At 60.8% G+C, this 17607-nt stretch carries 15 protein-coding genes; 8 read left to right on the forward strand and 7 right to left on the reverse strand.

What is annotated here, in order from left to right; translation table 11 throughout:
• Nucleotides 1-192: 192 nt before the first annotated feature.
• From eutB to ehuA, 8 genes are all read left to right on the forward strand, one after another.
• Nucleotides 193-1176: a hydroxyectoine utilization dehydratase EutB gene (gene eutB / locus ACPYOP_RS05815; RefSeq protein WP_481409505.1), complete on the forward strand. Its 984-nt coding sequence runs from the start codon at nucleotides 193-195 to the stop codon at nucleotides 1174-1176.
• On the forward strand, nucleotides 1173-2189 hold the full coding sequence (eutC, locus tag ACPYOP_RS05820; RefSeq protein WP_481409444.1) for an ectoine utilization protein EutC: 1017 nt from the start codon (nucleotides 1173-1175) through the stop codon (nucleotides 2187-2189). The genes eutB and eutC overlap by 4 nt, the downstream gene beginning before the upstream one ends.
• Nucleotides 2186-3364 carry an ectoine hydrolase DoeA gene (gene doeA, locus ACPYOP_RS05825; RefSeq protein ID WP_481409445.1) on the forward strand — a complete coding sequence of 393 codons (1179 nt, stop codon included), beginning with the start codon at nucleotides 2186-2188 and terminating at the stop codon, nucleotides 3362-3364. The genes eutC and doeA overlap by 4 nt, the downstream gene beginning before the upstream one ends.
• 9 nt (nucleotides 3365-3373) lie before the next feature.
• A complete protein-coding gene (gene doeB / locus ACPYOP_RS05830) occupies nucleotides 3374-4393 on the forward strand; it encodes a N(2)-acetyl-L-2,4-diaminobutanoate deacetylase DoeB (protein ID WP_481409446.1) in 1020 nt (339 codons plus the stop codon).
• A 104-nt stretch (nucleotides 4394-4497) separates the two neighbouring features.
• Entirely contained in the window at nucleotides 4498-5355 is an 858-nt protein-coding gene (gene ehuB, locus ACPYOP_RS05835; RefSeq protein WP_481409447.1) for an ectoine/hydroxyectoine ABC transporter substrate-binding protein EhuB, read from the forward strand.
• Nucleotides 5356-5448: 93 nt separating this feature from the next.
• The gene (gene ehuC, locus ACPYOP_RS05840; RefSeq protein ID WP_481409448.1) at nucleotides 5449-6114 is read left to right on the forward strand and encodes an ectoine/hydroxyectoine ABC transporter permease subunit EhuC; all 666 of its coding nucleotides are present in this window, start codon (nucleotides 5449-5451) and stop codon (nucleotides 6112-6114) included.
• Nucleotides 6111-6803 carry an ectoine/hydroxyectoine ABC transporter permease subunit EhuD gene (ehuD, locus tag ACPYOP_RS05845; RefSeq protein ID WP_481409449.1) on the forward strand — a complete coding sequence of 231 codons (693 nt, stop codon included), beginning with the start codon at nucleotides 6111-6113 and terminating at the stop codon, nucleotides 6801-6803. Before ehuC ends, ehuD begins: the two co-directional genes overlap by 4 nt.
• A complete protein-coding gene (gene ehuA / locus ACPYOP_RS05850; RefSeq protein WP_457889276.1) occupies nucleotides 6800-7564 on the forward strand; it encodes an ectoine/hydroxyectoine ABC transporter ATP-binding protein EhuA in 765 nt (254 codons plus the stop codon). Before ehuD ends, ehuA begins: the two co-directional genes overlap by 4 nt.
• 21 nt (nucleotides 7565-7585) lie before the next feature.
• On the opposite strand, the gene ehuR is transcribed toward ehuA, so the two are convergent.
• From ehuR to ACPYOP_RS05885, 7 genes are all read right to left on the reverse strand, one after another.
• Nucleotides 7586-9016 carry a MocR-like ectoine utilization transcription factor EhuR gene (ehuR, locus tag ACPYOP_RS05855; RefSeq protein ID WP_481409450.1) on the reverse strand — a complete coding sequence of 477 codons (1431 nt, stop codon included), beginning with the start codon at nucleotides 9014-9016 and terminating at the stop codon, nucleotides 7586-7588.
• Between the two features lie 145 nt (nucleotides 9017-9161).
• Complete coding sequence (locus ACPYOP_RS05860; protein WP_481409451.1) at nucleotides 9162-10541, reverse strand: aminotransferase; 1380 nt, start codon at nucleotides 10539-10541, stop codon at nucleotides 9162-9164.
• Between the two features lie 31 nt (nucleotides 10542-10572).
• Nucleotides 10573-12069, reverse strand: coding sequence for an NAD-dependent succinate-semialdehyde dehydrogenase (locus tag ACPYOP_RS05865; protein WP_481409452.1), 1497 nt, complete (start codon nucleotides 12067-12069; stop codon nucleotides 10573-10575).
• Nucleotides 12070-12189: 120 nt separating this feature from the next.
• Nucleotides 12190-12684: an Lrp/AsnC family transcriptional regulator gene (locus tag ACPYOP_RS05870; RefSeq protein WP_481409453.1), complete on the reverse strand. Its 495-nt coding sequence runs from the start codon at nucleotides 12682-12684 to the stop codon at nucleotides 12190-12192.
• A 426-nt stretch (nucleotides 12685-13110) separates the two neighbouring features.
• Nucleotides 13111-15207 carry a carboxy terminal-processing peptidase gene (locus tag ACPYOP_RS05875; RefSeq protein ID WP_481409454.1) on the reverse strand — a complete coding sequence of 699 codons (2097 nt, stop codon included), beginning with the start codon at nucleotides 15205-15207 and terminating at the stop codon, nucleotides 13111-13113.
• Between the two features lie 265 nt (nucleotides 15208-15472).
• Complete coding sequence (locus ACPYOP_RS05880; protein WP_481409455.1) at nucleotides 15473-15850, reverse strand: hypothetical protein; 378 nt, start codon at nucleotides 15848-15850, stop codon at nucleotides 15473-15475.
• Between the two features lie 335 nt (nucleotides 15851-16185).
• Nucleotides 16186-17601, reverse strand: coding sequence for an MFS transporter (locus ACPYOP_RS05885; RefSeq protein ID WP_481409456.1), 1416 nt, complete (start codon nucleotides 17599-17601; stop codon nucleotides 16186-16188).
• Nucleotides 17602-17607 lie beyond the last annotated feature (6 nt).

A 17607-nucleotide genomic window follows, 5' to 3' on the forward strand; every position in this document is an offset into this window, starting at 1 on the left:
GTCATCGTCGGCATGGGCTGCCGCAACGCACCGACAGCTTCGAAAAGAACACTTATAATTGTAATGAAACAATATACAGATTGACATGATCCATTGCCTCTTTCACGCTGATGTCATGAACATCCAGCGCGAGAGAGGAATGAAAATCGTGATGGTATCGCTCAGATCGATAGCAAGGCACCGGTGCGCGCCATGACGATGATGGTGACGCTGCAGGATATCGAGGCAGCGCAGCGGCGCATTGCTGGATATGTGCAGCGCACGCCGCTGCGGCCTTCACATGCATTGTCTCAGCGCCTAGGCGTGCCGATCCATCTCAAGCTGGAAAACCGTCAGCAGACCGGCAGTTTCAAGCTGCGTGGTGCCACCAACGCACTTCTGTGCCTGGACGAGAAGGCTCGTTCGCGCGGACTGGTGACGGCATCGACCGGCAATCACGGCCGGGCCGTCGCCCATGCCGACAGGCAGATGGGCGCACGCGCGACCATCTGCCTGTCGGCACTTGTTCCGGCCAACAAGGTCGAGGCGATCCGAAGCCTTGGAGCAGATGTTCGCATCGTCGGACATTCGCAGGATGATGCCATGCGGGAGGTCGAGCGCCTGGTCCGTGAAGAGGGCATGTATTTCATTCCTCCCTTCGACGATGCTGCCGTCATTGCCGGCCAGGGCACGCTCGGGCTCGAGATCGCCGACGATCTGCCGGAGGCGACACTCGTTCTCGTGCCGCTGTCGGGTGGCGGGCTGGCCTCGGGTGTCGCCGCCGCGATCAAGGGCCGTCTGCCGTCCGCCAAAATCGTCGGCGTGTCGATGGAGCGCGGTGCGGCGATGGCGGCGAGCCTTGCGGCAGGGCGGCCGATCGATGTGCAGGAGGTCGAGACCCTGGCGGATTCGCTGGGCGGCGGCATAGGGCTCGACAATCGCCTGACCTTCCCCATGTGCCGCGCGCTTCTCGACAATGTGATCCTGCTCAGTGAAGACGAGATTGCCGCAGGCATTCGCCATGCGGCCGGGATCGAGGGCGAGACCGTCGAAGGGGCGGGTGCAGTCGGCATCGCAGCCTTGCTTGCCGGTAAGATCAGGCCCGATGGCCCGACCGCGATTGTCGTTTCCGGGGGCAATATCGATCCGGCGGTCCATAAGGCGATCATCGATGATCTCAAGGTGGTGGCGCCATGACCCGTGTGCTGATCCTGACGGAAACCGACCTTCGCAAGATCGTCCAGCTCGACAATGATGCCGTTGATTGCGTCGAGCAGGCCTTTGCGGCGCTCGCGACAAAGGCCGTGGAAATGCCGCCGATCCTGCGGCTGGATATTCCCGCCCATCGCGGCGAGGTTGATGTGAAGACGGCTTATGTGCCTGATCTCGACAGTTTCGCGATCAAGGTCAGCCCCGGTTTTTTCAACAATCCCTCGCTTGGGCTACCGAGCACCAACGGATTGATGATGCTTCTGTCCGCGCGCACCGGCCTAGTCGAGGCGCTTCTGCTGGACAATGGCTATCTGACGGATGTGCGCACCGCCGCGGCAGGTGCCGTCGCCGCGCGACACCTTGCCCGCCCGGACGCCCGGATCGCCGCAATTCTCGGCGCGGGCATGCAGGCCCGCCTGCAATTGCGTGCGCTCACGCTCGTCCGGCCGATCGAGGCTGCCCGGATCTGGGCAAGAGATCTGGCAAAGGCCGAGAAGCTCGCGAGAGAGATGACGGCAGAGCTCGGCTTTCCCGTATCAGTGGAAGCGGATCCCGAGCAGGCCTGCAGCGGCGCCGACATCATCGTGACGACGACGCCTTCGGACAAGCCGATCCTCGACGCCGCCTGGCTGCAGCCCGGCCAGCACGTCACCGCCATGGGCTCCGACGCCGAGCACAAGAACGAGATCGATCCGGCCGCTATTCCGAAGGCCTCGCTCTATGTCGCCGATAGCCTGAAGCAGACGCGGCGGCTGGGCGAGCTCCATCATGCGATCGCGGCGGGACTTGTGAGGGACGCTACCGACTTCCCCGAACTCGGCGCCATCATCTCGGGCCAGGTGGAAAGTCGCCGGTCGCGCGAGGCAATCACGCTTTGCGATCTGACCGGGACGGGCGTGCAGGATACCGCCATTGCCACGCTTGCCCATCGCCGCGCCGTTTCGGCGGGCGTGGGACAGGCGATCGAAACGACAAAAGCATCAGGAGACCCAGCGTGAGCGAACCGACCCTCAACTTCACCCGCGCCGAATATGCCGAGCGGCTCGCCAAGACGCGCCGCGCCATGGAAAGAGCCGGTGTCGATCTCGTCATCGTCACCGATCCGTCCAATATGCACTGGCTGACCGGTTATGACGGCTGGTCTTTCTATGTGCATCAATGCGTGCTGGTCCCTGGCTCCGGCGAGCCGATCTGGTACGGGCGTGGCCAGGATGCCAATGGCGCGAAGCGCACGGCCTATCTCTCCCACGACAACATCATCGGCTATCCCGATCACTATGTGCAGTCCAACGAGCGCCACCCGATGGATCTGCTCTCGAAGATCATCGAGGAACGCGGCTGGGCCAAGGCCTCGATCGCCGTCGAGATGGACAATTACTGGTTCACCGCCGCAGCCTTCGCCTCGCTCGTCAAGCACTTGCCGAATGCCCGCTTCAGGGATGCCCAGGGGCTCGTGAACTGGCAGCGCGCCGTCAAAAGCCCGACCGAGCTTGATTATATGCGCAAGGCCGGCCGCATCGTCGAAGCCATGCACCAGCGGATCGTCGAAAAAGTCGAGCCGGGCATCCGCAAATCCGATCTCGTCGCCGAGATCTACGATGCCGGTATTCGCGGCGTCGATGGCTTCGGCGGCGATTATGCGGCCATCGTGCCCTTGTTGCCATCGGGTGCCGATGCCTCCGCGCCGCATCTGACCTGGGACGATAAGCCGATGAAAAGCGGCGAGGGCACCTTCTTCGAGATCGCCGGCTGCTATCGCCGTTATCATTGCCCGCTGTCGCGCACCGTCTTCCTCGGCAAGCCGACACAGGCTTTTCTCGAAGCCGAGAAGGCGACGCTCGAGGGCATGGAGGCCGGCCTTGCCGCCGCCAAGCCCGGCAACGCCTGCGAGGATATCGCCAATGCCTTCTTTGCGGTCCTGAAGAAATACGGGATCGTCAAGGATAACCGTACCGGCTATCCGATCGGCCTTTCCTATCCGCCTGACTGGGGCGAGCGGACCATGAGCCTGCGCCCCGGCGATCGTACCGAGCTCCTGCCCGGCATGACCTTTCATTTCATGACCGGCCTCTGGCTGGAGGACATGGGCATGGAGATCACCGAGAGCATCGTCATCACCGCGACCGGCGTCGAATGCCTCTCCAATGTGCCCCGGCGGCTGGTCGTGAAGTGATTGCCTGAGATGAACAGCATGAGCATTTCCAAACGACCATCGCCGATTACCCCGACCGTCGACTTTGAGCGCGATGGCATCCAGCACGGTCACCTGCGACTGCCCTGGTCGCGCGACGATTCCGCCTGGGGTTCGATCATGATCCCGATCTGCGTCATCAGGAACGGCGAAGGGCCGACAGCGCTTTTGACCGGCGCCAATCATGGAGACGAATATGAGGGTCCTGTTGCGCTCTTCGATCTCGCCCGGACACTGACGTCGGAGGAGATCAAGGGGAGGATCATCATCGTTCCAGCGATGAACTATCCCGCTTTTCGAGCCGGTACCCGCACCTCTCCGATCGACAAGGGCAACCTCAATCGCAGTTTCCCCGGCCAGCCCGACGGCAGCGTCACCGAGAAGATCGCCGATTACTTTACCCGCTACCTGCTGCCGCTGGCCGACATCGTGCTCGATTTCCATTCGGGCGGCCGGACCCTCGATTTCCTGCCCTATGCCGCGGCACACGCTCTGCCGGACAAGGGCCAGGAGAAGGCTTGCTTCGATGGCGTCGCCGCGTTTTCCGCACCCTATTCCATGCGGATGATCGAGATCGATGCCGTCGGGATGTATGACACGACAGCCGAGGAGATGGGCAAGGTCTTTGTGACCACCGAGCTTTCCGGCGGTGGAACCATATCGGCGCGTACGGCTTCCATTGCTAAGCGCGGCGTTCTGAATGTCCTGAAGCATGCGGGAATTGTCTCTGGCGCGCCGGAGATCGAAGCGACGCAATGGCTCGATATGCCGTCGTCGGATTGCTTCGTCTTTTCCGAGGCCGACGGGCTTTTTGAGCCGCTCAAGGATCTGGGCGACACGGTTGCACAGGGAGAGATCATCGCCCGCATCCATCCGATCGGCCGCACCGGAACCGAACCCTTTGACTATCGGGCGGCGCTGGACGGTGTTCTTGCCGCACGTCATTTCCCCGGGCTGATCAAGACCGGGGATTGCCTCGCCGTCGTCGCGACTTTGACGGAAGGCCCTTGAATTGCCGCGTCGCGACAGCGCGGCGCGGATCACCACCCTGTTAACGGCAAAGATCCGGAAAACCAGACAGCCGATGACGGATTTCAACCACAGAGGAGTGAACGATGAGATCGAATTTTTACCGCAGCCTTGCCACCATGGGCCTGACCGTCGGCCTGGCCGCATCCGCCCATGCCGCCAGCCTCGAACAGGTCAAGAAGGATGGCTATATCCGAGGTGCCAGCGCCAATGAGGTTCCCTATAGCTATATGGATGAGAGCGGTGCGGCCAAAGGCATCGGTCCCGATGTCGCGGCTGCCGTCCTGAAGTCGATGGGTGTCAAGGAAGTCGACTGGACCGTGACGCCATTCGGATCGCTCATTCCCGGCCTCAAGGCCAAGCGCTTCGACTTCGTTGCCGCCGAGCAGAACATCCTGCCCGAACGCTGCAAGCAGGTGCAGTTCACCACGCCGAACTCCAGCTACGGCGAGGGACTGCTGGTGCCGAAGGGCAATCCGAAGAAGCTGCATTCCTATGAGGACATCAAGAAGGATCCGTCGCTCAAGGTCGCGATCGTGTCGGGTGCCGATCAGCTCGACTTCTTCCATGGTCTCGGCATTCCGGAATCCCAGATCGTCATGATCCAGGCGAATGCGGACGCGCTTTCCACGATCCAGACTGGCCGTGCCGACGCCTATGCGGCAACCGAGCTGACGGTCGCCAAGCTGGTTCAGGGCAGCACGAATGTCGAGCACGCGGAGCCGTTCACCGATCCGGTGATCGCAGGCAAATCGGTCAGAAGCTATGGCGGCTTCGATTTCCGGCCTGAGGACAAGGATCTTTATAAGGCGTTCAACACTGCTCTTGAAGCCTTCAAGAAGACGGACGACTACAAGAAGATCCTGATGTCCTATGGTCTCAGCGCCGAAAGCGTCGAGGCTGCACGCACAAAGAGCACCGAAGACCTGTGCGCGGGCAAGTGACTCTATCGATAGTCGAGAACGACTTGGCGGCCGTCTGCGGACGATCGCCAGGTCGTTCGGCCCCTTCGATCCTGGAACGGAGGTGACCCGGATATGAGCTGGACACACTATCTGCCGGCGCTGCTGAAGGGCGCGGAGGTGACGGCGCTCATCGCCATCGCCTCCATGTTTCTTGGTGCGATCTTCGCCTTTGCAGCCGGCCTCGCGCGCTTCGCCGGCGGGCGCCTGCTGTCCTCAATCGCGATCGTCTATATCGAGATCTTCCGCGGCACGTCGCTTCTGGTGCAGCTTTTCTGGCTCTATTACGCACTGCCGCTGATCGGAATCTCCTTCGACCCGATTACCACGGGCATAGCCGGTCTGGCGCTCAACATCGGCGCCTATGGGGCCGAAGTCGTGCGCGGCGCGCTGCAGGCGGTTCCCGACACCCAGCATGAGGCGGCGCGAGCCCTGAATTTCCGGCAGAGCCAGGCGCTCTTCCATATCGTCCTGCCGCAGGCCGTGGTCGAAATGATGCCGGCCTTCGGCAATCTTGCCGTCCAGAATCTGAAGGATACGGCGCTGGTCTCACTGATCTCGATCAGCGATCTGACCTTCCAGGCGCAGCAATTGCGCAACATCACCTTGGACAGCGTGACGATCTATTCGCTGACGCTCGTCGGATATTTCATCATGGCGCTCATTCTGGTTGCCTTCATGCGCTGGCTGGAGACGGTCCTTAGCCGTGGCGTCGCTTTCCCGGGGAGGGCGCCGGCATGATGTATGGCTTCGCCTGGGACACGTCGACCACCCTGTCCTTTGCATTGTCGATCCTGCCGATCCTCGGCATCGGCCTGATCGTCACGCTGGAGGCGGCAGCCGCCGGCTTTGCGATCGCGCTTGTTCTTGGCCTGGTCTTCGCTTTGCTGCGGCGTAGCCGTTTCGTGGCGATCTCCTGGCCGACGGCTTTCGTCATCGAGTTCCTGCGCGATACGCCGCTGCTCGTCCAGCTCTTCTTTCTCTACTACGTCTTGCCGATCTACGGCATCGTGCTGCCCGCCTTCCTGACCGGCGCGCTGGCGCTCGGGCTGCAATATTCCGCCTATACGTCGGAGGTCTATCGTGGCGGCCTGGATGCGGTGCCGCTCGGGCAATGGGAAGCTGCGACGGCGCTCAATCTCGGCCGCGGCCGTACCTATTGGGATATCATCATCCCGCAGGCCATTCCGCGCATCATACCGGCCATGGGCAACTATCTCGTCTCCATGCTCAAGGAGACGCCGGTGCTCTCCGTCGTGACGGTGGTCGACATGCTCAACCTTGCCAATCTCATCGGGGATCGGACGTTCGAGTATCTGGTGCCGCTTTCCCTCGTCGGCCTGATCTTCCTCATCCTCACGCTCGTCTGCTCGGCAGCCATTCATTGGCTCGAAAAGGCGCTGCCGAAAAACGGAATTGCTCTGAGATGACGCAACCATTGATCCGCTTTCAAGATGTGACCAAACGCTACGGCCACCTGACCGTGCTCGACAATTTCTGCTTCGATGTCACCCCCGGTGAGAAGGTGACATTGATCGGCCCTTCCGGCTCAGGAAAATCGACGGTCCTGCGCATTCTGATGACGCTTGAACCGTTCCAGGAAGGAACCCTGCATCTGGCCGGCATGTCCTACCATCAGGACAATGGGCGGGGACGCTTCCTCGCCAGCGAGGCGCATCTGCGCCAGATCCGCACCCATGTCGGCATGGTGTTCCAAAGCTTTAATCTGTTTCCGCACATGACGGTGCTGCGCAACGTCGTCGAGGCGCCGACGCGCGTGCTCGGGCTTGGCCGGGCGGAAGCCGAGTGCCGCGCCGTCGACCTCCTGCGCATGGTTGGGCTCTCGGAAAAGAAGGATCATTATCCAAGCCAGCTTTCCGGCGGCCAGCAGCAGCGTGTTGCGATCGCCCGCGCGCTTGCCATGCGCCCAAGAGTCCTGTTGTTCGACGAGCCGACATCGGCGCTCGACCCGCAGCTGGTCGGCGAGGTGCTCGGCGTCATCCGCGATCTCGCGCACGAGCATGATCTGACCATGCTGCTGGTCACGCACGAGATGCGCTTCGCCCGCGAAGTGTCCGACCGTGTCTGCTTCTTCGACAAGGGCCGCATTTGCGAACAGGGCAAGCCTGAAGAGATCTTCAGTGCGCCCAAGGAAGAGCGCACCAAGGAGTTTCTGGGCTCGATACTTTGACGGAATTGGGCTGCGGCAAGGCTAGACGATTGAGCCGACGTCGAAGACCGGGGGCAGTTGTTCGAAGGTGCCGCGAACTGTCTCAAGCGCCGAGCGAAGGGCGGAATGGGACAGGCGGCCGCCGAGGCAGATGCGGATACCGCCGACCGGCCGCTCTCCGCCGGCGACGAACGGATCGGACGGCGTGACCGCAACACCCTTGCGGGCAAGGGCGCGCACAAGTCCTTCCTCCGTCCAGCGCTCGGGAACAGACAACCATGCGCAAAGCGACAGGGGATGGCTGCCGGCGACGAACGGCGCCAGCACGCCGGAGACGATCGCCTGCCGGGCCTCCGCCTCGCTTCGCTGGACGGCAAGCAGGGCTTCGGCCGTTCCATCCAGAACCCAGCGCGAGGCCATTTCGGCCACGACATTGGTGGCGCTCCAACCGGTCACGCGCAGGATCGAGGCGGCGCGGATCGAATAATGCGCCGGTACGACAAGATAGCCGATGCGCAATCCCGTCATCACGGATTTGGTGAAGCTGGTCACGAAGAAGCCGAGCTCGGGTATGAGATCCGCCATCGAGGGAAGGGGATCTCGCAGCATGGGCTTGTAGACCTCATCCTCGATGACGAAGATATTGTGCCGGCGGGCTATGTCGGCGATCGCGCGTCGGCGCTCGGTCCCCATGACATGGCTGGTGGGGTTGCCGAGCGAGGAAACGATTACCAATGCCGACACGTCACCGATCGCGCAGGCGGCCTCGAAGGCCTCGGGCAGGATACCCTCGCGATCGGTCGGAAGGCCGCGCAGTGTAAAGCCCAGGACGTTGGCAAGGCCGATGATGCCGTGATCGGTCAGGTTCTCGGTCAGGACCACTTCGCCCGGACGAACGACCGAAGCGACGGCAAGGAAGAGGCCGTGAGCGGCGCCATTTGTGATGAGGATGCGATCCGGATCGGTTTTGACCGATAAGCCGGCGAGCCAGACCTGCGCCGCAGCGCGATGGGCATCGAGGCCGGCGATCGGCCGGCAGGGCCGCATGAAGCTGCTATTGTCGCTTTCGGCCAAAGCCTGCATGAGTTCGCGGGCCGACCGCTCATGCGCCTCGGTATAAACAGCACGGATGATGGAAAGATCGGCGCTGCCGCTCGGATCGCGATCGAGCATGAAGCTGTCGGCGCGTTCGGTGACCCGGCTGCGCACGAAGGTGCCGCGCCCGACTTCGCCGCGCAGATAGCCGCGGCGTTCGGCCTCCTTGTAGCTGAGGCTCACGGTCTGGACTGAAATTCCCAGCGCATGGGCGAGATCGCGATGCGTCGGCATCTGTGCCTGCACCGGCAGGATGCCGTCATCGATATCGGCAATGATCTTGTCGGTAAGCAGCTTGTGCTTGGTCACGCCCTTGCGATGCTGAAGGACAGGCTTCCAGGCGCCATTGTCCTGGTCTTTGGAATCATGACGATACATGGATTGATCCGGTACAATTATCGAGATCCATGTACACCATCCAATGCTGGATGGCGATGATCGAATGCAATAGCGCGGCCCATTGTCAACAACGGGTCGCGCTTCATCGCGTAGAACACACGGAGTTAAACCGACAACGACCGGATCAGCGGCTTGAAAGCACGCTTTCGATGGCGCCGGCGGCAGCCTTGACGACGATATCTGCTTCCTCGCGCGTCAGGCACAGTGGCGGCGCAAAACCGAGGATATCTCCCTGCGGCATGGCACGGCCGATGACGCCGCGCTCGAGCAGCGCCGCCGCCACCTGCGGTCCGATCTTCTGCGCGGGGTCGAAGAACTTGCGGTCGTCCTTGTCCTCGACGAATTCGATAGCAGCCATCAGCCCATCGCCGCGGACCTCGCCGACATGCCTGTGGCCGCCGACGGCCTTGGCAAGTTCGGAGCGGAAATAGGCGCCTGTGGAACCCGCATTTTCGACGATGCCGAGTTCATCGACCAGTTCGAGATTGGCGATGCCGGCAGCCGCGCAGATCGGATGGGCGGAATAGGTCCAGCCGTGGCCGATGGCGCCGAGCTGATCGGATCCCTGGACGAGAACCTGCCACATCGTGTCGGAAACGATGCTGCCTGAAAGCGGGGCATAGGCCGAGGTCAGACCCTTGGCGATAGTAATCAGGTCCGGCTTCATGCCATAGTGATCGGAGCCGAACATCGTGCCGAGGCGGCCGAAGCCGGTGACGACTTCGTCGGCCACAAGCAGGATATCGTATTTGTCGAGAATGGCCTGAATCTTCTGCCAATAGGTCTTCGGCGGCGGAACGATGCCGCCGGTGCCGAGGATTGGCTCGCCGATGAAGGCGGCGACCGTTTCCGGACCTTCTGCAAGGATCATTTCCTCGAGCCTGTCGGCACAATGCTGCGCGAACTGTTCCTCGTTCATCGACCGGTCGGCGCGGCGGAAGAAATAGGGCGCTTCCGTATGGAGGATCGGCGCGCGCGGCAAGTCGAAGGCCTTGTGGAAGAGTTCGAGGCCGGTGAGGCTGCCCGTCATGACGCCGGAGCCATGATAGCCGCGCCAGCGAGAGATGATCTTCTTCTTTTCCGGCCGGCCGAGAATATTGTTGTAATACCAGATGAGCTTGATGTTGGTCTCATTGGCATCGGAGCCGGAAAGGCCGAAATAGACGCGGCTCATGCCCTGAGGCGCGCGGTCGATGATCATCTTCGAAAGCGTGATCGAAGCTTCCGTGCCATGGCCGACATAGGCGTGATAATAGGCGAGGTTCTTTGCCTGCTCGGCGATCGCATCGGCGATCTTCTGCCTGTTATAGCCGACGTTAACGCAGTAAAGGCCGGCAAAGGCGTCAAGGCTCTTCTTGCCGTTGGTGTCGGTAATATAAACGCCTTCGGCGCCGGCGATGATGCGGGTCGGGGTTTCGCCGCGCGCATGCATTCCCATATGGGTCGAGGGGTGAAAGAAATGGTCCCGGTCCCAGGCGTTCAGTTCGTTGCGCTTATCCAGCATATTCTTATTCCTTCTTTTTCTATTCCAGGCGTCAGGCTGTCGTGTCGACGCAGAGATATTTGAGCTCGGTGAAGGCCTCGATGCCGTGGCGGGAGCCCTCGCGGCCGAGGCCTGATTGCTTCCAGCCGCCAAAGGGGATCGGGCCGCCGGTAATCTTCACCCGGTTGACGGCGACCATGCCGTATTCGAGCGCCCGGCCGAGCCGCATCTGCCGCGCGCCATTCGCGGTGACGACATAGGCGACAAGGCCGTATTCGGTATCGTTGGCACGCGCGATGACTTCGTCTTCGCTATCGAAAGCGCTCACGGCGGCGACCGGCCCGAATGTTTCTTCATGCATGATCAGAGCATCCGGCGAGGGCTCGACGAGCAAGGTCGGCTGAAAGAACAGCGGACCGGCCGGGTGACGTTTGCCGCCGGTCACAAGCCGCGCGCCGTGCTTCAATGCGTCGGCGACATGCTCCTCGACCTTCGCAATGGCGCGTTCGTGCATGAGCGGGCCGATATCGACGGCACGCTCCAATCCGTTTCCAACCTTCAGGGCTTCGATGCGCTTGGCAAACGCCGTAACAAAGGCTTCCATGATCGGGCGCTGAACGAAGATGCGGTTGGCGGCGAGACAATCCTGGCCGGAGGTTGCGAATTTGGCATTGATGGCGATGTCGACGGCGCGGTCGAGATCGCCATCGTCGAAGACGATCAGCGGCGCATGGCCGCCAAGTTCCATCACAAGCCGCTTCATGCTTGCGGCACATTGGCCGGCGATCAGCTTGCCAATCTCGGTCGAGCCGGTGAAGCTCAATGCCCTGACCCGCGGATCGTCGCAGAAGGCGCCGACGATGGTCGCGGCATCGCCGGTCAGTACGTTGAAGACACCGGCGGGGAGCCCGGCGCGTTCGCCGAGTTCGGCGAGCGCCAGCGCCGACAAAGGCGTTTCCGACGACGGGTGGGCAACGACGGTGCAGCCGGCGGCAAGCGCCGCGGCTGCCTTGCGCGTGATCATGGCGGCCGGAAAGTTCCAGGGCGTGACGATCCCGACGACGCCAAGGGCTTCCCTGCGCACGAACATTTCGGTGTCGGGCAGATGGCTGGTCACACTTTCGACGTTGATCCGCTTGGCCTCCTCGGCATACCACTCGACAAAGCTTGCGGCATAATCGATCTCGCCGCGGGATTCATCGAGCGGCTTGCCCTGTTCCAACGTCATGATCAGCGCCAGATCCTCGCGAGCGTCGATCATTAATTCGTACCACCTGCGTAGGATCGACGCTCGCCGTTGCGGCAAGAGCGCGCGCCAGGCTGCAAAGGCGTCCATCGCAGCATCAATGGCCCCGAAGGCTTCTCTCTGGTCGAGGCTGGTGACCCAGGCGAGCGTTGCGGAGGATGCGGGATCGGTGACTTCGAAACCCCGATCGGCCTTGGCGGCGACCCAACGGCCGGCGACATAGGAGAGGTCTCGCAGCAAATGGCGATCGTTCAGCCTTGAAAGGGCTTCATGATAGGTGGCGCGGGCGTGGAGCGCGGTCATGATCGGATCTCTCTTTCCAGATGGTCCAATGCTGTCACGGAATGCCGCGAGAGATTGTCCATTGCTGGCGGTCGGAAGAGAGAAAGGAGCTAAAGAGAAAGGCGTCGGTAGAGAATCTCTCTATTCGCCGTCGGGCACATCCGGGGCAAGCAGGTTGATGACGGGCAGCACCGTCTCCTCCTTCACGGTCTTGGTGACGATGTAGGTGAAATAGCGTTCGATGCCGAGATCGCGATCGAGGAGATCGTCGATCAGGCGCTGATAGGCATCGATATTGGCTGCCATGATCTTCAAAATGTAATCGACGCCGCCGCCGACGGCCCAGCAGGCAACGATTTCCGGAATGGTCACGACAGCCCGCTCGAAGCGCTCGAAATCGGCCTGTCGATGGTTGGCGAGCGTAAGCTCGACCATGACATTGGCGATCGGAGCGAGCCGGCGCAACGACAGGCGCGCGTGATAACCGGTGATGATGCCTGCCTTTTCCAGCTTGCGAAGGCGCAGCCAGCATGGCGTCGGCGACAGGCCGACCTTTTCGGCGAGCGCAAGCTTGGTGATGCGGCCATCGCGCTGAATGGCATCCAGTATCCGCAGGTCGATTGCATCCAGTTTCATTTAAAGCTGCTATCCGGCATCCGAGGTTCCAAGAGCAATGGCATTCGAAACCGGCACTGACAAGCAGGCTAGAGCGGGATGCCGAAAAGTGTGAGCGGTTTTCGGGCGACATCCGGCTCTAAGCGGAATTGAGTGGTCAGCTGTGCCAGCGGCAGGTCCGGCATGAGAGCATTTCTGGCGTGACGCTGCGCTGCTGGCGGCGATGCAGCAGCCTCATCACAGTGTATCATTCGGGCGCAACGACCAGCGTCTCGTCGATTTCGGCAGCTTTTTCCGGATGGGCGCCCAGATCCATCCAGGCCGCTTCATCTGGCTTGCCCCAGGGAATGCCCTGAAACTATTCTGGTTGCTCGCTGGTCAAAGAAAGATATCGCGGTTCATCGCGACATCTCTTGTGCAAGCCGCCGCCTTACCCATCGTTTTTGACTACTGCGCCGCCGTCCTCGGCGCTCCCGCCTGCAGGTTCGCCTCGTCGGCGAGGATCGCGGCAGCTTCGTTCAGCAGCACGTCCTTTGCATTCTTGCGGGCTTTCTCGATGGCGATATCGGCACTCAGGCTGCGTTCGTTGGCCTGCAGGCCATCGTCCTCGCCCGTGTCCACTCCATCGTTGATCTGGTCGCGCGATTTGAGGCGGTTTGCCTGAGCGGCCATTTCGTTGCGACGTTCGGTTTCGTTGAGCGAAATGACCTGCTTGTCGCGCTGTGCCTTCAGGATGGCGATGTCTTCGACAAAGCGCTGGAAGTCCTTGTCGTTCTGCACCCGCGCATCATGGCGGCTCTGCAGCTGCGGCAGCAATGCCTTGATGTTACCGGCGGGCGCATATTTTGCCGGCTTGACCTGCGTCCATGGCAGGGCGTTGTCATAGCTCGATTCACCAAAGCTCTTGGGGTCCGAAAGACCCGGCAGGCTGATGTCGGGCGTCACGCCGCGCAGCTGCGTGGTCCCGCCATCGACCCGGAAAAACTGGGCCACGGTCAATTTCAGTTCGCCGAATTTCGGCTTGGCGTTATGGGCTACCTGGTCGAGATTGACAACGGTTTGCACCGTGCCCTTGCCAAAGCTGGGTTCGCCGACAATGACGCCCCGGCCATAATCCTGCATCGCCGCGGCGAAAATCTCGGAAGCCGAGGCCGAGCCGCGATTGATCAGCACACCGACCGGGCCGGTCCAGGCGGGGGTGGAAAGATCGTCGCTTTCCACTTCCACCTGGCCGTCCGCATTGCGTTGCTGAACCACCGGGCCTTTACCGACAAACAGACCCGTCAAATCGATCGCTTCGGCGAGCGAGCCGCCGCCGTTGTTTCGCAGGTCGATCAGAACGCCTTCGACCTTGTCCTGCTTCAGCTCATCGAGAAGCTTGGCGACGTCACGGCTTGCGCTCCGGTAATCCTTGTCGCCCTTTCGCCGCGCTTCGAAGTCTTCGTAGAATGCCGGCAGGGTGATGACGCCGATCTTGCGGCTGGCATCGCCATCCTTGACCGACAGGATGGTCTTCTTGGCGGCCTGCTTATCAAGGCTGATCTTATCGCGCACCAGGCTGATGACGTGATGCTTGCCATCGGGGCCGGTATCCGACGGCAGGATATCCAGACGCACGACGGAACCCTTCGCGCCGCGTATCATCTGCACGATTTCGTCGAGGCGCGTCCCGACGACCTCCTTAATCGCACCGTTTTCGCCTTGGCCGACACCGATAATGCGGTCACCGACCGCCAGCTTGCCGGACAATTGCGCCGGGCCGCCCGCCACGAGCTCGCGGATCGTCGTGTAATCATCCCTTTCCTGCAGCACCGCGCCGATGCCGACCAGCGAGAGCTTCATGGAAATATCGAATTCAGCCGATGCAGTCGCGCCGAAATAGTCGGTATGCGGGTCGACCGAGGTCGTGTAGGCATCCATGAACGACTGGAACACGTCGTCGCTCTTGTACTTGTAGGCGCGTTCGAGCGAGTTTTCATAGCGTTTGTCGAGCGTGTCGCGGATGGCGGCATCGTCCTTGCCGGCCAATTTCAGGCGCAGCCAATCGTTCTTGACGCGTTTACGCCACAGGTCGTTGCTTTCCGCTTCGGATTGCGGCCACGGCTGCTTGTCGCGCACCAGGGGATAGTCTTCCTGCACGCTGAAATCAAACTTCTGCTTGAGCAGGCTGCGCGCATAGCTCATGCGATCGACCACCCGCTGCTCATAGACGTTGAAAATCGAAAACGGGATATTCAGATCTTCCTGGTTGATGGCGTCGTCGATCTTGGTGCTGCCGGCCATGAACTTATCGATATCGGCCTGCGAGAAGATGATCCGGTCCGGGTCTAGGGATTTGATGAACCGGTTCATGACCTTGGCTGACAAAGCATCGTCCAGGGGAACCGGCCTGTAATGGAAACGGGTGAGGAATTCTGCGCTCAAATGCGCGGCCTGCGCCTGTTGCGGCAGTGGCGTCAAAATTGGCGGCGAACCTGCTTCCAGAGCATATGCCGACGGAGCAATTGCCAGGAAAAGGCAGAGTAAACCATATTTCATACGCATCAAATCTTGGTCCGCTTCTGGATCGTTGAGTGTTGAATGTATGATCTTAGGTGGAACAATTATGGTTTTTTGGCAACCAGACAGATGCTTTCCTTGCGGAAAGATTTTTCCAAACGCTGCCGGGAGGGCCAGCCGACACCGTCTTCGCAAATCCGTTGAAGGTTGATTCCGAACGGTTTCTTCGAGCGGCGCCAGCTTTTGCGGGAGCAGGCCGTGAACGATCCGCGCAGGGACCTAATTTCCGACAAATCGCTTCGGAACCTCGTCAGACTTCCATGACGTCTTCGAAGGCTTCCGGAAAATTTTCACGAGCCAGCTTCTCATTGATGACAAGCATTGCCTCATAGGACATCGGATCGAAATCCTTGTCCGCCGCGATGACCTCGCGCCCAAAGAGAAGGTTCAAGCGGGCAGCGTCGAGGTTGCCGCGCTCGAAAGGCTCGGCTCCGAATTGGTGCCAGAGCGCGTGCAGGAAGGCCGCATCGACCCGGTGTTCCTGCGATCCCGGTCGCGCACGGCGAGGGAGCTGCTTGATCGGCGTCACACCCCTGGGGTTCGCGCGGCGAATGGTGAATTGGATGCCTGTTCCCGGCATGCCGGACGGAAAGCCGCGATGCTTCGTCATATCGGAGAGCTTGGGCATGGCTATCGTTCCTGCTCGCTACGAGGTTCTGTCGAGCCCTTCCAACGCCAGGGCAACTCGATGGAGAGGGTTATGCAGGCGCACTCTGTCGTGATTTCCGTCGCTCCGTCAATCCCGGGATGGGGCTTTCAAAAGGTTTAGTCCGGCGGTCAGGTTGGGGCTGATCCACATTGCTCACGCGCCATATCGGAATAGATGGTCGAAACACCTTACCGATGGGCAAGGGGGCCGGCATGGCTCGGCAGGCCCGAACTTTGTCGGCAAGAATGGGATGCTACGACTGTGCAAGATGCCACCGGATGTTCAGGCCCGGTGGCATTCTTTGTCACAACTCTCTATCGGGGATCGGACGTTTCTTCGGTTTCGACGTAGCCATAGACTTCAGGCAGGATGAATTTGGCCGCGAGGAACCCGGTCAGCGATAGGATCGCCACCGAAAAGGTCGCGCCGGCCTTGCCAAACTGCTCGCTGAGGATGGGAAACACAAACGCGCCGAAGAATGATGCTGCTTTGACGAATACATAGCCAAACCCCGAAGCCGTGGCCTTGAACCGGCTTGGAGCGACCATGGACGATATCGTCATGCCATTGGACGCATCCCAATAATGGCCCCACATGAGAATGCAGGCGCCGACGACGATGATGATCTTCCAGTCGTACTGTATGGCGAAGCCGCCGAGGATGAGGCCGAAGAAAGCCAGACCGAAACCCCACATGGCAACGCCGCGATGACCGATTCTGGGAAGCATAAGGGGCGCCACATAACCGGAAACGGTCGCAAGGCAGAAGATCAGCGCGGTCACCATGTTCGTGCCGGTAATATTGCCGTCGCTCGATACGCCGACGCCGCTCAGCACTAGGATGACCGGCAGGTAGAAGCCCCAGGCGGTGAATTCCGCGCCTTGGCATGCATTGGAAATCCACGAGAAGATCGTCGCCCGTTTCTTGATCGGATCCGCCCAGATAACCTTGAGGAAATCGCTGAGCTTGGGTTTGGGGAGCTGCACATCCTCGTTCGGAAGCATGTCGAGCGGATCGTCGAACAGCCGCTTGGAAACTTCCTTGGCTTTTCTGAAATGGCCGCGCTGCAGCAGGGAAAGCGGCGTCTCCGGCAGGTCGAGGCGCCAAAACAGCAGGATCGCCGCCGGAACGGCGCCGAGTGCCAGCGCGACGCGCCACAACAGCGAATGGTCCATGCCAAAGATGTACATCACCGTGATGATGATAATGGCGAATACTTCGCCGAGGCCGAACATGAACTGCCAGCGGCTGCCCATTTGTTCGCGCTTGCCCTTGGACATCGATTCCATGATGTAGGCATAGCCATTGGAGATGTCGCTGCCGAGCGGAATGCCGATCAGGAAGCGGATAAGGATCAGCTCCCATATGTCGCGCACGAAGGCCTGCGCGAGCGCAAGCACGATGAAGAGGATCATCGTGCCGATGAAAACCTTCTTTCGTCCGAAATAGTCGGCAAAGATCCCCCCGAGCAGCGCACCGATCAAGGCGCCGCCCTGGACGGCAGCAGTGGCGAGACCGAGCTGCGCCGCCGTCGGATTGAAATCCGTCTTGATGAAGATCAGTACAAACGCGATGGCATAAAGATCCCAGGCCTCGATGAGGATAGTTGCGATCATCATCCAGCCGCCGCGCGTGCTGGACATCGTATTGGGCTTGTTTAACAGGACTCTCGTCGCTTCATCCGACAATTTACGTATGGTTGCCGGATCATGAGTATCAACTACTGCCATTCACTC

Source organism: Rhizobium sp. KNZ2-6A, assembly GCF_056755475.1.

Bases quoted from the DNA above. Each gene is read 5' to 3' on its own strand.
- ehuB (WP_481409447.1), top strand. From the start codon at position 4,498: ATGAGATCGAATTTTTACCGCAGCCTTGCCACCATGGGCCTGACCGTC.
- ACPYOP_RS05875 (WP_481409454.1), bottom strand. From the start codon at position 15,207: ATGCGTATGAAATATGGTTTACTCTGCCTTTTCCTGGCAATTGCTCCG.
- doeB (WP_481409446.1), top strand. From the start codon at position 3,374: ATGAACAGCATGAGCATTTCCAAACGACCATCGCCGATTACCCCGACC.
- ACPYOP_RS05870 (WP_481409453.1), bottom strand. From the start codon at position 12,684: ATGAAACTGGATGCAATCGACCTGCGGATACTGGATGCCATTCAGCGC.
- eutB (WP_481409505.1), top strand. From the start codon at position 193: ATGACGATGATGGTGACGCTGCAGGATATCGAGGCAGCGCAGCGGCGC.
- ehuR (WP_481409450.1), bottom strand. From the start codon at position 9,016: ATGTATCGTCATGATTCCAAAGACCAGGACAATGGCGCCTGGAAGCCT.
- ehuC (WP_481409448.1), top strand. From the start codon at position 5,449: ATGAGCTGGACACACTATCTGCCGGCGCTGCTGAAGGGCGCGGAGGTG.
- ACPYOP_RS05860 (WP_481409451.1), bottom strand. From the start codon at position 10,541: ATGCTGGATAAGCGCAACGAACTGAACGCCTGGGACCGGGACCATTTC.
- ehuD (WP_481409449.1), top strand. From the start codon at position 6,111: ATGATGTATGGCTTCGCCTGGGACACGTCGACCACCCTGTCCTTTGCA.
- eutC (WP_481409444.1), top strand. From the start codon at position 1,173: ATGACCCGTGTGCTGATCCTGACGGAAACCGACCTTCGCAAGATCGTC.
- ehuA (WP_457889276.1), top strand. From the start codon at position 6,800: ATGACGCAACCATTGATCCGCTTTCAAGATGTGACCAAACGCTACGGC.
- ACPYOP_RS05865 (WP_481409452.1), bottom strand. From the start codon at position 12,069: ATGACCGCGCTCCACGCCCGCGCCACCTATCATGAAGCCCTTTCAAGG.
- ACPYOP_RS05880 (WP_481409455.1), bottom strand. From the start codon at position 15,850: ATGCCCAAGCTCTCCGATATGACGAAGCATCGCGGCTTTCCGTCCGGC.
- ACPYOP_RS05885 (WP_481409456.1), bottom strand. From the start codon at position 17,601: ATGGCAGTAGTTGATACTCATGATCCGGCAACCATACGTAAATTGTCG.